This is a genomic window from Paenibacillus sp. N3.4, assembly GCF_008017805.1.
Lineage (GTDB): Bacteria > Bacillota > Bacilli > Paenibacillales > NBRC-103111 > Paenibacillus_E.
In genome coordinates this window covers 14709-29369 of the sequence record NZ_VRTT01000006.1, presented here as the reverse complement: position 1 = coordinate 29369, position 14661 = coordinate 14709, and the positions used below count along the sequence as shown (strand labels likewise).

General features: G+C 42.5%; 13 protein-coding genes. 11 read left to right on the top strand and 2 right to left on the bottom strand.

Going from position 1 to position 14661, the window contains the following annotated elements; all coding sequences use genetic code 11:
• Positions 1–2 precede the first annotated feature (2 nt).
• The 6 genes from FU659_RS05085 (at position 3) to FU659_RS05060 (ending at position 9166) form a co-directional block, all read left to right on the top strand.
• On the top strand, positions 3–1301 hold the full coding sequence (locus FU659_RS05085; RefSeq protein WP_147946559.1) for an ABC transporter substrate-binding protein: 1299 nt from the start codon (positions 3–5) through the stop codon (positions 1299–1301).
• Between the two features lie 20 nt (positions 1302–1321).
• Positions 1322–2296, top strand: coding sequence for a helix-turn-helix transcriptional regulator (locus FU659_RS05080; protein ID WP_147946558.1), 975 nt, complete (start codon positions 1322–1324; stop codon positions 2294–2296).
• A 439-nt stretch (positions 2297–2735) separates the two neighbouring features.
• Positions 2736–5021: an S-layer homology domain-containing protein gene (locus FU659_RS05075; RefSeq protein WP_147946557.1), complete on the top strand. Its 2286-nt coding sequence runs from the start codon at positions 2736–2738 to the stop codon at positions 5019–5021.
• A gap of 139 nt (positions 5022–5160) precedes the next feature.
• Positions 5161–6441, top strand: coding sequence for a copper amine oxidase N-terminal domain-containing protein (locus tag FU659_RS05070; RefSeq protein WP_261807623.1), 1281 nt, complete (start codon positions 5161–5163; stop codon positions 6439–6441).
• Between the two features lie 11 nt (positions 6442–6452).
• Entirely contained in the window at positions 6453–6839 is a 387-nt protein-coding gene (locus tag FU659_RS05065) for a hypothetical protein (protein WP_222708482.1), read from the top strand.
• Between the two features lie 239 nt (positions 6840–7078).
• Positions 7079–9166, top strand: a complete 2088-nt coding sequence (locus FU659_RS05060) for a thioredoxin domain-containing protein (RefSeq protein ID WP_222708481.1) — start codon at positions 7079–7081, stop codon at positions 9164–9166.
• A gap of 452 nt (positions 9167–9618) precedes the next feature.
• Here FU659_RS05060 and FU659_RS05055 read toward each other — a convergent pair whose 3' ends face one another.
• Positions 9619–10230, bottom strand: a complete 612-nt coding sequence (locus FU659_RS05055; protein ID WP_187273908.1) for a TetR/AcrR family transcriptional regulator — start codon at positions 10228–10230, stop codon at positions 9619–9621.
• 159 nt (positions 10231–10389) lie between these two features.
• Between FU659_RS05055 and FU659_RS05050 the strand changes: the two genes are divergently transcribed.
• The 4 genes from FU659_RS05050 to FU659_RS05035 all read left to right on the top strand — a co-directional run bounded on the left by FU659_RS05050 (position 10390) and on the right by FU659_RS05035 (position 14013).
• Positions 10390–11244 carry an ABC transporter ATP-binding protein gene (locus tag FU659_RS05050; protein WP_147946553.1) on the top strand — a complete coding sequence of 285 codons (855 nt, stop codon included), beginning with the start codon at positions 10390–10392 and terminating at the stop codon, positions 11242–11244.
• Positions 11241–11951, top strand: a complete 711-nt coding sequence (locus FU659_RS05045) for a fluoroquinolone export ABC transporter permease subunit (protein ID WP_147946552.1) — start codon at positions 11241–11243, stop codon at positions 11949–11951. Before FU659_RS05050 ends, FU659_RS05045 begins: the two co-directional genes overlap by 4 nt.
• Positions 11948–12679, top strand: a complete 732-nt coding sequence (locus FU659_RS05040) for a hypothetical protein (protein WP_147946551.1) — start codon at positions 11948–11950, stop codon at positions 12677–12679. The genes FU659_RS05045 and FU659_RS05040 overlap by 4 nt, the downstream gene beginning before the upstream one ends.
• Before the next feature lie 83 nt (positions 12680–12762).
• Positions 12763–14013, top strand: coding sequence for a cytochrome P450 family protein (locus FU659_RS05035; protein WP_147946550.1), 1251 nt, complete (start codon positions 12763–12765; stop codon positions 14011–14013).
• A gap of 102 nt (positions 14014–14115) precedes the next feature.
• Here the strand turns inward: FU659_RS05035 and FU659_RS05030 are convergent, their stop codons facing one another.
• A complete protein-coding gene (locus FU659_RS05030; protein WP_147946549.1) occupies positions 14116–14274 on the bottom strand; it encodes a DUF1540 domain-containing protein in 159 nt (52 codons plus the stop codon).
• A 169-nt stretch (positions 14275–14443) separates the two neighbouring features.
• Here FU659_RS05030 and FU659_RS05025 point away from each other — a divergent pair, with 169 nt between their 5' ends.
• Positions 14444–14659 (top strand): double zinc ribbon domain-containing protein, encoded by a 216-nt coding sequence (locus tag FU659_RS05025; RefSeq protein WP_147946548.1) that lies wholly within the window; start codon positions 14444–14446, stop codon positions 14657–14659.
• Positions 14660–14661: the final 2 nt, after the last annotated feature.

Genomic DNA, 14661 nt, shown 5'->3' with positions numbered 1-14661 from the left:
TCATGAAAAAGCTTTTTGTCCTAACCGTAGTCATCATTTTACTTTGTTTATCAGCATGTTCGAAGGACAGTATTTCAAACACGTCAAAACAACCAGTTGAAATTACATTCTGGCATGCAATGAGCGGAGATTTGGAAAAATCGTTGCAAAAGATGACAACTGACTTCAATACACAAAAGTCTAATGTTCACGTCACACTTGTCAATCAAGGTAATTATTCGGACTTACACCAAAAATTAATGGCCGCAGGAAAGTCGAACCAGTCTCCGATTTTGTCACAAACATATGCGGATTGGAACGATGAGTGGATTAAAGCTGGCATAGTTGAAAATTTGAATCCGTATATAACAGATTCGAAGATAGGTTGGACAAAGCAGGAACTGGAGGATATTTATCCTGTATTTCGTGAGGAAAATCAGTGGGGTGGTAATTACTACAGTCTTCCGTTCAACAAAAGCATACCTGTTCTGTTTTATAATAAAACGATGCTTGATGAAAGCCATGTCAACATTCCGACAACGTGGGACGAATGGAGAGAAGCATCCAGGACGCTGACTAAGGTGAAAGCTGATGGAAAAGGGAAAATCGTCGGAACTGGATTTGAAAATTCCGTATTTTTGGAGCTTTACAACTATGTGCTGCAAGCTGGGGGCGAGTTTTATAATGTTAAAACGCAGCAGCCTGCTTTTAATTCTCCCGAAGGAAGAGAAGGTGTTGCTTTCGTAAGCGACATGATGCATGACGGAACTGCTCGTTTGGCTGGAGAAGATCAGTTTATGTCAACTCCGTTCGGACGTGGTGATGTCGCAATGTATGTTGGCTCATCTGCGGGTATTCCATTCGTTGGAAAAGCTGTGGGAAATCAGTTTTCGTGGTCAACGGCTGTCCTGCCTAAAGGCAAGAAGTCGGTTGCTTATGTCCAAGGTACGAACATCACCATGTTTCATGGAGGAACCGATGCACAGAAGCTTGGCGCTTGGATGTACATGAAATATTTACTTAACAAAGAAAATAGCGCATACTGGGCGGAGCAAACAGGCTATTTGCCTGTGCGGACAAGTGTTTCTACATTAGATAGCTACGCGCAATTTTTAAAAGTAAATCCTGCTCAGGCAGCAGCTCCAAAACAATTATTGGCAGATCGTTACCTCTCTCGCATTCCTAATGCAAGTGCTTTTGAGCCAGTTTTAAGTAAAGAAATGGAGGCAATTCTCCGTGGTAAAAAATCAGTCGAACAGGGGCTATTCGATGCTGAGCAGGTTATGAAAGAAGTCATTTCCCAAAAAGCGGCTCTAAAATAACAAGACGGAGAGTTCTTTATATGGAGTCAATAAATTCATTAAGCCGTGTCGTACAAATTATGTTGCGGCTGCTCGATGGCGAGGAGCTTTCCGTACAGGAGTTATGCGCTACCTATGAGAAGCATGCCGAAACGATCAAAAAAGACATTGCGACCATTCGTAATGAACTCATGCATAAGCCTGTAGAAATTCAATATAGCCGTTCGAAAAAAAGTTATAAATTAGTCGGTCTGGACGATATGAGCGCAGGAAATACATTCAGCAGTGCGTTAGCTGTTTTAATGGTCATGTATGGCTGTCGCGCTCTTAGTGCCGATGAGGTACAACAAGTAGAGAATTTCATTGTGAGATCATTTACTCCACAGCTTCAACAGCGGCTAAAAAAATTTGCAAGCAGTTTTCGCTTTCATTATAAGCCGATACTTAACAAACCCCTCTTTGAATTTATTGAAACTGCTTTTCAATGCATCATAAGACAACAAACGATGCGGGTCACGTATACGACGATCTATAACGTATCGCAGCAATACGACATACGTCCCTACACACTTATATTCGACGAAGGTTACTTTTACTTGATTGCTGAACCCATGGGAGTAAAGCGAGTGGAAGGAAACATTTTTCGTATTGATCAATTTGACAAGTACGAAGTTTTGGACGACCAATTTGCCGTACAACAGCATGGTAATGACTACTTCAAGCCTGGAGAGTTTGCGAATCATTCTTTCTTTATGCACTACGGAGCATCGACTACAGTGATACGGCTAAAAATGCAGCCTTTTATTGAATCGTACTTCGTGGCGAAGTTTCCCGTTCATCAATTAATTGATCGAGGAGAAGAATGGTTGGTATACGAATGTACCGTTTCTCATGGGGAGAGCGCGTTATTTTGGATATTCTCGGAACGACATTGGGTAGAAGTGCTGTCTCCTTTGTGGTTAAGGGAGAAAGTGAAATATTTTCTTATGGAAATGATGGAAATGTATAAGGATTAATTTATTCAGTCGATGTTAGTTACCGCTCTATTCCGGCAAAGGAATAGAGCGGTTTTTCATTCTTACAATCGCTAAACACTCGGAAGGTTATTATTTGTTAATTATGTTTGCAACAGCGTAATACGTTGCGGTAGTTTGATACAATATCGGTGTTAATTTATGACAATAATCGACACGGAACACCAAGATTCTATGAACAATAATTTAAGGAAGGAGAAATCGTCCAATGAAAACTTGCCCGAGCTGTGGAGATGAGAAGCAACATCTGGATACATTGTATAAATGTACGAATTGCTTCAAGGTTTATTGTTCTAGCTGTGGTAATAGTTGTCCTAAATGCGGTAGTGGTGGGTTGACACCAATCATTGTTACTGAATAGTTGATTGTTTTTGGGAAAGGCGTCTTTATTTAACTGATGACATCATGAGGAGAGGAAAAAATGAAGAACCTTGTTAGTAAACTGCTTATCACGCTTTTGATTTTGAGTATTTCTATTCCGGCAACAGCATTTGCCGATGCAAGCCAAACAAACAAATTTAACGATATATCTGGACATTGGGCTGAAAAGCAAATCAAAGATTGGGTAACACGAGGGCTTGTCAAAGGCTACGAAGATGGAACCTTTAAACCGGATGCTTTTATTGCAAGGGCTGAATTGATTACCTCCACAAATCACGCATTTGGATTTAAAGATACATCTCAAATAAGTTTCAGCGATGTACAAGCTAATGATTGGTATTATGACGAAATAACAAAAGCACAAAAGGTTGGATATGTTACTGGATATGAAGATGGAACTTTTAAGCCTAACAACAACATTACTCGTCAAGAAATGGCAGTAGTGGTGTCCAAGCTGCTTTCACTCAAACCATCTGAATCTGCTAGTAAATTCGCCGATACAGTTGAAAGTCCTAGTTGGAGTAATGGTTCAATTGGCGCAGTGATTGATTCAGGACTTATGAATGGTTACAACAAGGATTCATTTGGTCCTAATGAGAAACTAACAAGAGCTGAAGCGACAGTAATTCTTGACCGTGCTGTTAGTTCGAAAGTTCAAAGCTACGACCATGCGGGAACGTTTGGTCCTGAATCTGGAGTAGAAAAGGTAAGTAAAGATGTAGTAATCAGCGTTCCTGGAGTTACACTCCAAAATATGGATATTACAGGTGATCTTCTTATTGGAGCTGGGGTTGGTGAAGGGGACGTATACCTAAAGAATGTTAAGGTACATGGAACAACCACTGTAAAAGGTGGCGGTGAGCATAGTATTCATTTTGAAAACGCAGTGATGGTCACAGTAATTGTCGATAAGGTTGGTGGTAATGTACGTATTGTGGTTAGCGGAAGTAATTCTGCCGTACAAGAAATCAACATTCAATCAAACGCTCGAATTGAATCGGAGAGTGGAGTAGCAATTGATAATGTAACGCTATCTTCTGCTCTCCCGAAAGATTCCAAGGTTCAGTTGGCTGGTACCTTTGAAACAGTAAACTTACTCGCTAAGAGTATCTTCGTTCAAATTCCACTGGGAAGCGTAAAAAACATGAATGTAGATAAAGATGCTGGTAACACTCAAGTGGATGTAAGTAAGGATGCTTTGATTACTTCTCTTGTACTTAACGCAGCAGCAAACATTACGGGTAATGGTAAAGTTCAAACTGCTACTATTAACTCCCCTGGTATTACAATGGAGAGCGCTCCTGTCAACACTAAGATTGGCAATAACGTGCCAAGTGATGTCACCGTGAATATTGGTGGAAAAAGTACACCTGCAAGTAATGTAAGTTCTCCACCTGTAAGTGGCGGAGGAAACGGAAGTTCTTCAACTACAGAACCAGACCCTAGCCCAAAACCAGCTCCAGATACTACAGCGCCTGTGATCTCTGGATTCACGCAACCAAGAGTTACACAGGGAGAACGGCTGAATGCTACATCTAATGAGAATGGAAAAATATATCTCGTAATGTCGGGATACGATCAACTTGGAAGTCTGGATGATGGTATAGTGGCAGGCGGCAAAGTAGTGAATGTGAAGGCTGGCATCAGTGTAAGTTTTCCTACTGACTCTTTGGACACTACTCTAGGTAATCTTTACGTTATAGTGGCGGTTGATTTGGCTGGGAACATTTCCACTTCAAACTATGTTAGAATACTGGATACATCTGAAAAGCCTTTAAGAATTGTGGACAAAATGTCAAATAGGATTAATAGTGTAGGGTTGGTATTAAACAAGTATGTTCAAGCAGATCTAACTGCTTTAAAATCATCTGTGACGGTATCAACTTATTCTGCAGAAGAGTTTCATCCATTGGCAGAAGGGGATCAGGTTCTCTTTACAGACGGAGGTATGGTTTTAGGAGTAACTTTTGCTGATGGTTATTATGGAAAGCAAACAAGAATTAAAATTAATGCTGGGGCTTTGCGTAACGCCGTCAGTGAAAGTCCAATTAATGAAGAAATTATTTCAGATTATTTTACATCTTCGCTAATTCAAACACTGCTTGTTTCCAATCCAAATGGATCTAAATCGATTACATCAAGTTCAGATGCAGTCGTATATTTAGTAGAGCAATCTGTTGCTATTGGAGATGTAGCGGTAAAAGGAGTACAAATTAATCTCCTTGCCGATACGCCGACAGTAGTTCCAACTAATGGGCTGGTCGCAGGGACATACAAATTAGTTACTATTAATGGAAATGTTATAAATAATATTGTAATAAACTAAGATGATTGATGGGAGGGGCATAAGCCCTTTCCTTTTTGTATTTCTTTAAGGGAGCTGATTAATTTTGTTTTTAAAATCAATCAAACTATTCGCAATTACTCTGGTTACCATTATGTTAACGTGTGTGTATCAAATGCCCGTGAATGCTGAAGTGAATGTCATTAACGTTGTTGTTAATGGTAAGCATCTGTCTTTTGATGTAAACCCTCAAGTGATTAATGGTCACACTTTTGTTCCACTACGAGCTATATTTGAAGCTCTTGGAGCTGAAGTAAATTGGGATACTTCCACTCAAACAGTAACAGGCACAAAGGAAGACAAAACTGTTGTTCTTCAAATTAATAATGAAACCGCTATTGCAAATGGTAAAACAGTAAAGCTTGATGCTCCTGCAACTGTCTTTGAAGGACGTACTCTAGTTCCAGTTCGATTTATTGCTGAAGCTCTTGGAATCGAAGTGAAGTGGGAAGCAGGTACAAGCACAGTAATTGTAGGAAGTAATGAACTTGCTGACGCCGATTATTACTACTTTGTTTATAATGGAGATAAAGTTTCCAACGATGACTTGAACGCAATCAAAGAATACGTAAACAAATTTAACAAGACAAATATTATTTTGGTTGATGTTGGTGGCATTAAAGATGCAATTGGAGTTTACAGTAAGCTGAAAGTGGATTTCGCAAGCCACAAGGGAAAACTGCAAGGTGTTCAAATTTTTGGAACATCTGAAGATGTACCTGCATTTAATTACTCCAGTAAAATGAGTTTTGTTCAACCGAATAGAGACTTGAGTAAATTTGACCGAGTTTCTGGTGAAGACATTATTCTTACAGATTACTTCTATTCAAACCTCAAGAATAGTGAAAGTGAACTACGGAAAGAAGTGAGCGCTTACTCTATTTTTGATGAAAAATCTGTAAAAATTGACATCACACCTCTTTGGAAAGTTGCACGACTTCCTCTATCTAGAGGAGAAATATCAAGCTATTTTGTAAAGTTTGATGAATATACAAATCAATTAAGCAAACAAGGTACAGTTCCCGTAGTAAGCTTTTCAAGTCCAACATTTGGTGATGTACCTCAATGGTCTGATGAAGCTTTAGATTTCAGAAGCCTCCAAAATGAAAATCGCCTGAAATATCAAAAGGATGATTATGGTTACGTTGTTGAACGACTTGGAAAAGAGTTCAAGTTCATTAAAAACTATCGTCTCTATGGTAATCAAAAAGGCGATATTAAAGTTGGAACAAATGTTCTAGGCGATTACTCAGCCGCCAACATTACCAAAGAAAATGGTACTGGAATTGTTGACTTTGTATTCAATGGATATGGAGAGTTTAAGCGAACAGTAGCGAAAGTTACAGAACGTGGTCAAGATAAAGCTCCACTTGAATCCTTTAGTCAAGAAGAAGTATCATGACTAAAGATAACGTGAACAGCGTACTATCTAAAAATTACTACACCGCTTCTTTGTTTGAAAATGGAGATGCAAAAAACATCAGCAAAGATAGTATTGCTCATGAAATGTTGGCAGATGGAAAAGCTATTAGTTTATTTGCAAGCAGTAATGATATTGTAAACTCTGGTTTGGCTAACACTTTACCACTTGAAGAATTGAAAAAAACTTTCTATTACTTCATTTACAATCTCTATAGCAATCAAAATAATGGAGAAAGTAGAACTGATAGTTTCTTTCACGCTACAAAAACATTTGAAGAAGAAACACTTAAACATCAAGACCTTAAATGGGAACCCAATTATCAAGTCAATCTTATCAACATGATTTCTTTGCAAAATCTTGGAGTATTTGAATATTAGAAATCATTTCATTTTGAAAACCGTTTGAAGAAGTCGAACCTCCAAGGTAATCGGCTTTTTCGTCTATATTATTTGAAGAAGTCTATGGAATTAATTCTGTAGGCTTTATGTTTATTTGCTGAAACTCAGGGAGGATGTATGTGAACTTTTATCTTCAATGGATGTTTTTTATTTTATTGTAGGATATGTTAAACTCGATACGAAACAAATATATCCAAAACCCAAGGAGGTGGTGCCCCGTGACAACGAACAATAAACCCAATAGATTAGCCAAGGAAAAGTCACCATACTTGCTTCAACATCAATACAACCCAGTTCACTGGTTCCCTTGGTCAGAAGAAGCTTTTGAAAAAGCTAAGCAGGAAAATAAACCTGTTTTCTTATCTATTGGGTATAGCACCTGCCATTGGTGTCACGTCATGGCCCACGAGTCTTTCGAAGACGAAGCGTTAGCGGCTATGCTAAATAAGGATTTTATCTGTATCAAAGTAGACAGAGAAGAGAGACCCGACATAGACCATATTTATATGGCAGTCTGTCAAGCGATGACGGGGCAAGGCGGATGGCCGCTTACGGTGTTTATGACGCCGGAGAAGAAGCCATTCTTCGCAGGAACTTATTTCCCGCGAAGCCGCAAGTATAATCGCGCGGGGATGGTAGAAATCGTAGCGCAAATAGATGTTAAGTGGAAAGAGGATGCTGAGCGGATACGCGAAGTTGGAGAACAGGTGATTCAAGAGACGACGAGCCGGCTTTTGGAGCATCATAGTGGCGGTGAGGTATCAGAGGAGACGCTGCATGAAGCGTTTCGTTTGTATGAACAGCAATTTGATTCTACCTATGGGGGATTTGGCAGCTCGCCGAAGTTTCCTACTTCCCACAATCTGTCGTTTTTACTTCGATATTATAAGAAAACAGGGAATGAGCGTGCACTTGAGATTGTGGAGAAGACGCTCGATGGCATGCATCGTGGCGGGATGTATGATCATGTAGGTTTTGGGTTTTCACGTTATTCAGTTGATGAAAAGTGGCTCGTACCGCATTTTGAGAAGATGCTTTATGATAACGCGTTATTAATGATGACTTATATTGAAGCGTATCAAGTGACAGGGAATGCCAGATATGCTGAGGTGGCTGAGCAAATTATTACGTATATCCTTAGGGATATGACGGATGAAGGTGGAGCGTTCTATTCCGCGGAGGATGCCGACTCAGAAGGCGAAGAAGGCAAGTTCTACGTATGGACGCCGGATGAAGTAGAGGTAGTTCTTGGCGTGGACGAAGGCGATTTGTATGCTGAGTTGTTTGATATTACGGAGTCGGGCAATTTTGAGGGGCATAATATCCCGAATTTAATTCACACGACGCTGGAGTCGTTCGCGAAGCGTAAGCAGATTCCTCTGGAGGAGCTGAAGCTGCGGGTGGAGGCTGCCCGTGGTAAGCTGTTCGCGCATCGCGAATTGCGTGTCCATCCGGGCAAGGATGATAAGATTCTGACCGCGTGGAACGGTCTGATGATCGTGGCTTTGTCCAAGGCTGCGCGTGCCTTGGATAACTCTATCTACGCGGAAGCTGCCGCAAAAGCCGCGGACTTTATCCTGCGGGAGCTGCGCCGCGAGGACGGACGGCTGCTCGCCCGCTACCGCGATGGCGAAGCTGCTTTCCTCGGCTACGTGGACGACTACGCGTTCCTCGTCTGGGGTCTCATCGAGCTGTACCAGACCACGTTCGAGCTGCGCTTTCTCCGTGAAGCGATCCAGCTGAACGCCGAGATGCTTTGCCTCTTCGGAGACGAAGAGAAGGGCGGGCTGTTCTTCTACGGCAGCGACGCCGAGCAGCTGCTGACCCGCCCTAAAGAGATTTACGACGGCGCGATGCCGTCGGGTAATGCAGTCGCCGCGCTGAATATGCTGCGGCTATCCAGGCTCACCTACGACGCGAAGCTGTCGCAGGCTGCTGACGAACAGCTCCAGGCGTTCGCCGGAGCTGTTGCGAACTACCCGCCGGGCCACGCGCTGATGCTGGCCGCGCTCGATTTCGCTTACGGCGAAGCCAGCGAAATCGTCATCGCCGGCGACCCGTCGCAGCCCAAGACGAAGGACATGCTGCGTACGGTGCAGCAGCAGTATTTGCCGAATGCGCTGCTGATTCTTCACCCGCCGGGAGCGGCAGGCGAGGAAGTTCGCAAGCTCATTCCGCTGGTGCAGGACAAGATTGAGCTCGGTGGCGGGGCAACCGCCTACGTGTGCCAGAATTTCGCCTGCCAAGCCCCTACGGCAGACGTTGAAGAATTAGCCCAATTATTAGAAGCAGGGAACTACCAATAGGGATACCCTGATCTTTGCACCTTATGAACAACAGCAGCCAGAAATCTACGAAAAAGGTTTCCGGCTGCTGTTGTTCAATTTGTTCCAGTCATAACTTCGATGTTCAGTACACGTTTGTTCTCAGGTTAGTGAAACGCCTCTCTTAAAAGTGAACTCGCATTCATTTTTAAAGCATAGAAAACCTCCGCTCCTACGTAACACACCGCAGAATATTTCCTAAGAATCTCTAAAGCTTATTTCCATCTCACACGATGAACTTAACTGTATCGTTCACTCCTCGGCTGCCCTCTGAAGCATCTTCCACTGTTTCCATCTTATCCAAATCTGCTTCCTTACGCGTTAAGAATTTCTAAATGTACAAGTTCAGAAAAGCTATCAACTTCCTCCTAGAATCTCACATTATTTAACACCATGAAACGCTCTTTTTACAAAAAAACGCCCAAAGGCCGTTTTTAAACACGACCATGTGGCTCTATCAATTGCTGTATACCCATAAACATTACGGTTACGAATTGCTTAGTCATTTTGTGGATCAACTTGGGATCGGACTGCTGACGAATAATTTCAAAAAATCCTTCAAAGAAAGCAACAGCAATAGGCCGGGCTACTGCTAGATCAAGCGTTTCAGATGTATCGTTATGTTGGTTAAAGTCTGCAAAGTGTGAGAGCAGATGTTCGGTCAGTAGGTCAAACAGATGATCTTTGGCCCGTTCATGTCGGGTTCCAATGCTGCCATCCAAGATGATTAATAAGCCTTCTCGATGCTCTTGCAGCAGTTCCGATAATATATCGCTAATCGCTTCCAATAAAAAAATACCGGAAGGCTTTTCATCGACGTTGTGCTCATGATGTTGAATCATTCGTGTGAGACTTTCATAAGCAGGGAGGACAACCGCATCAAACAGTGCCTCTTTATTTGGAAAATAGCGATAAAGGTTGCCAACAGATACGTCTAGTTTGACGGCTATATCTTTCATTGAAGTTTTATCAAATCCCTGTTCGAAAAAGCTCTCTTTGGCTTTCCGAAGAATGGACTGCCTGAGCTCTTCTTTTAATACCTGCATAGCGTGAACCCCCATTCACTTTTGAATATAGAAGAAATGAATGAGAATGTCAAGCGTCTGAATCGCTAATTTTATGTATTGACATCCAGGATTGTATAGGAGTATCGTTTATATCGTGAATCATAATTCATTATTGAGCAAATGGAGAGGAGAGTAAGCATGATTGAAGTCAAAGGGCTGCGGTTCACATATCCCGGCAGTAAGGAACCTGCGCTTAAGGGACTGGATTTCTCGATAGCCAAAGGAGAGATTTTTGGATTTCTAGGCCCATCTGGAGCAGGCAAAAGTACGACGCAAAAAATATTGATTGGCGTGTTAAAGCAGTATGAAGGTCAAGTGAATGTGATGGGCAAGCAACTACGGAATGTGAAGTCGGAGTACTACGAGAAGATCGGTGTCGCTTTTGAGTTTCCGAATTTTTACAATCGATTTACGGCTCTCGAAAATTTGTCTTTATTCCGTTCTCTCTACTCGGGTCCGACAGAGGAACCGAAGCGATTGTTGTCCATGGTTGAATTGGAAAAATATGCAGATACGAAGGTGTCCGATTTTTCCAAGGGGATGAAAATGAGATTAAACCTGTGCAGGGCGCTGCTGAACAAGCCGGATATCCTTTTTCTCGACGAGCCGACCTCTGGACTTGATCCGGTTAACGCCAAAACAATCAAGGATATGATTCTCGACATGAAAGCCGCGGGAAAAACAATCTTGATGACGACGCACAACATGAAAGCCGCCGAGGAAATATGTGATCGGGTCGCTTTTATCGTGGATGGAGGCATTAGCTTAATTGACGCTCCCAGAGAATTGAAAGTACGTCGAGGCAAGAGGCGGGTGAGTGTCGAATACAGGGAGGAGCAGCAGCTTGAATGTGTCACTTTTGAGTTGGATGGTATCGGGTCAAATGAGCTGTTTCATAAGCTTTTGGCAGAAAAAAAGATCGAGACTATGCATACCCAAGAAGCGTCGCTTGAGGATATTTTCATCGAAGTTACAGGGAGGAGCTTGGGATGAGATTTGCTGCGGCATTCGCCTTTGACATCAAGCTTCAATTCAGGCATGGATTCTACTACGCCTATGCACTCATTAGCGCCGCCTATGCCCTATTACTTCACCTGCTACCTGAAGCATACAGGGAAAGTGTAGACGTTGTGCTGACTTTTTCCGATCCAAGCATGCTGGGCTTCTTTTTTATTGGTGGACTCGTGTTGCTGGAGAAAGGTCAAGATATTCATGACAGCTTGTTTGTTACCCCATATAAGCCCAGTGAATATATATTTTCCAAAACACTTTCACTGACTTTCTTATCGCTGCTAACAAGCTATGCGGTACATGTGAGTACGTTCGGTTTTAATACGAATCCGCTGCTTTTTTTGGCTAGTGTAGCGTTAACGTCGATGTTTTTTACTTTGATCGGTCTTGGAGTTGCGGTAAGATGCAAGACGATAAACGGTTTTTTCTTTGCATCTTCGGTATATACGATCGTGTTTGTGCTGCCTGTTTTTGAAACGGTCGGTTTGTGGAGATCACCGTTGTTTACAATTTTACCCGCCAAAGCATCGTTATTGCTGCTGGGATCCGCTTTTCAACCAATAAAGGTAGAGGAAATCATCTACTCTTTGTGTCTGCTGCTAGCTTGGTGCGGTCTCGCTTATATATGGACACGGCATTCCTTTCGAACATTTATCATATTGAAAATCGGAGGCGCGAGAGGTCGATGATCCAGAAAATTTACCATCTCATTCGAGGCGATATCAAGCAAATTGCCCGCGATCCGATGCTTTTCTTTTATTTGCTTGCACCGCTCCTTCTTCTGGCAGGCGTCAGGTTTGGCGTTCCCATCGTAGACGAGGAGCTTCAGCAAAGATTTCATTTCGATCTGTCAGGGTATTACGATTTAATCATAAGTTTCGCTTTGCTGCTTGTTCCCCTCATACTTGGAGCTATGTCAGGGTTTATGATGCTGGATGAACGAGATGAGAACTTAATCAATTATTACGCGGTTACGCCGCTTACCAAACGAGGTTATATGTGGTACCGGCTGTCATTGACGGTAGTGCTTACGATTATTTACAGCATATTGTTGTTATTGTGCTCCGGCCTTACCATAGTCAATCCGTATAAGATCATTCTGCTTCTTTCCATGTTGGCCCTGGAGGCTCCGATTTTCGCGTTGTTTCTAGCCGCCTATGCTTCCAATAAAGTAGAAGGGCTTGCTCTGTCAAAAGGCGCCAGCCTACTGATTTTTGCCCCAGCTATCGCTTATTTCATTCCTGCACTATGGCAGTATCTGGGAGGAATCCTGCCCACTTACTGGATTTCGAAGACATTTCTTATGGGGGAAACAGCAGATTTCATGACACTTACGTTGATCGCATGTATAGGAGATGTGGTTCATACTTTGTTTTTTCGCTACTTGTATAAACGTTTTATGATGAAAATCGATTGATTTGTTTAGTGTGAACGATTCGCGCTCTAAAAATGAATTTTTATTCATTATTATCATAAAAAACTTGGAAAGCGGTGTATGTTATGAATAAAGAAACCAAATCAGTTCTTCCATTTGACGTTTTTAGTCAGGAATTTAAAACCAATCCGTACCCTGTCTATGCACACTTGCGTGACCATGCGCCTGTTTATCGAACGGAGCTGCCAGATGGGCAGGGGATGTGGCTGATTACTCGTTATGCAGATGTCATGTCCGTCATGAAAGATAACCGTTTCGTCAAGGATATACGGAATGCTTTAACGAAGGAGGAATTTGAGCAAATACCTAGAAAGCCAGAGGTCCTGGAACAATTTTCGCAGAACATGTTAGATTTGGATGTGCCGGATCACACGCGGCTAAGGACACTCGTCCATAAAGCATTTACGCCACGCTATATCGATCAGCTGCACGACCGCATTGAGCAGATCATCGATGAACTGCTCGATACGATGGAAGGAGAGGAAGAGGTGGATCTAATCCATTCCTTTGCTTATCCGCTGCCTATTACTGTCATTGCGGAATTGCTTGGTATTCCACCCGAAGATAAAAATCAATTTCGCGCTTGGTCCGACGATCTGGTGGCAGGGTCCGGTGTTCTAGATCTGGATGACTCTCAGCTTGCCATATCCGTAGCTTTGGCTGAATATTTCCGGAAATTGTTTGCTATCAGGCGCAATGAACCTCAAGACGATCTGATTTCGGCGCTTGTGCAGGTTGAAGAGCAAGGAGATCGGCTTAATGAATCAGAGCTATTGGCCATGGCGGTATTGCTGCTGATAGCCGGTCACGAAACCACAGTTAATCTTTTAGGGAATGGTATGCTGACGCTTTTTCAACATCCTGAACAAATGGAGAAGCTGAAAGGTGATCTATCGCTTATTCCCGGCGCGGTTGAAGAAATGCTGCGTTTCAGCTCCCCGGTTGAAATGGCCACACCCCGTTTCACTAGTGAGGCCGTAGAGCTCAATGGTACGATCATTCCACGCGGGGAAATGGTGATGCTCGTACTGGCATCCGCCAACCGTGATCCGGAGCAATTTCCGAACCCTGAAATCATGCAAATTGATCGTCAGGAAAACCGGCACTTGGCTTTCGGCATGGGCATTCATTTTTGTCTGGGGTCTCCGCTAGCCCGGCTTGAAGGGCAAATGGCTTTCACTGCCTTGTTGAAACGGTTTCCCAACCTTCAATTAAAAGTTCCAGTCGAAGAACTAATTTGGCGTTCTAATCTTGTGCTACGCGGCTTGGAGAAACTTCCTGTCGTTTTGACTGATAACATGTATAAAGGCCTTTGACTTAAAAAAGATCTGGCTTTCATATGGTGATAATAATTATCATTATTGGTTAAAATAGAGATAGACACAAAAAAGAGGCCTCAAGGCCTCTTCTCAAGTCCATCAAATCTTAGGATCAAACGTCTTACAATCGGTTTCTTCGGAATTACGCGCCTGATTGCTGCCGTGGTGACTCACGACATAAATGGAGGATGCGTTGCATTTATTGCCAGTAGCCCAGTATTTACAAGAATTCACTTCACACAGAACGTCTTTTGCCATGTCTCTTTCACCTCCCCTACTTCATAGGGTGGGCGAAAGAGGCCTATTTTTATACATCCGCACCATTTATATTTTGTCCCTAACTTATTTTGTCGATCGTAAAAAACACCCCAATCAAGTATTCCTACATAATATGTAGAAGAGAGCATACTTGAAGGGGGTGTTAACCATGGCAGATGATGAACTGCAGACTTGCGTCCGATGCTATCATGTTGCAGACAAAAAGGATAAGTACTGCATACAATGTGGAGCCCCGCTTAAAAATAAATGTACCAAAAAAAAGACAGTCCTCCATGCGGGTTGTTCCAAAGTCAATGAACCTAATGCCAAATATTGCGCCGATTGCGGAACGGAAACGTTGTTCAACGAGTGGGGCTTATTATAAAC

Coding starts and splice junctions, on each gene's coding strand:
- FU659_RS05085 (WP_147946559.1), top strand. CDS start 3: ATGAAAAAGCTTTTTGTCCTAACCGTAGTCATCATTTTACTTTGTTTA.
- FU659_RS05080 (WP_147946558.1), top strand. CDS start 1,322: ATGGAGTCAATAAATTCATTAAGCCGTGTCGTACAAATTATGTTGCGG.
- FU659_RS05075 (WP_147946557.1), top strand. CDS start 2,736: ATGAAGAACCTTGTTAGTAAACTGCTTATCACGCTTTTGATTTTGAGT.
- FU659_RS05055 (WP_187273908.1), bottom strand. CDS start 10,230: ATGCAGGTATTAAAAGAAGAGCTCAGGCAGTCCATTCTTCGGAAAGCC.
- FU659_RS05050 (WP_147946553.1), top strand. CDS start 10,390: ATGATTGAAGTCAAAGGGCTGCGGTTCACATATCCCGGCAGTAAGGAA.
- FU659_RS05045 (WP_147946552.1), top strand. CDS start 11,241: ATGAGATTTGCTGCGGCATTCGCCTTTGACATCAAGCTTCAATTCAGG.
- FU659_RS05040 (WP_147946551.1), top strand. CDS start 11,948: ATGATCCAGAAAATTTACCATCTCATTCGAGGCGATATCAAGCAAATT.
- FU659_RS05035 (WP_147946550.1), top strand. CDS start 12,763: ATGAATAAAGAAACCAAATCAGTTCTTCCATTTGACGTTTTTAGTCAG.
- FU659_RS05030 (WP_147946549.1), bottom strand. CDS start 14,274: ATGGCAAAAGACGTTCTGTGTGAAGTGAATTCTTGTAAATACTGGGCT.
- FU659_RS05025 (WP_147946548.1), top strand. CDS start 14,444: ATGGCAGATGATGAACTGCAGACTTGCGTCCGATGCTATCATGTTGCA.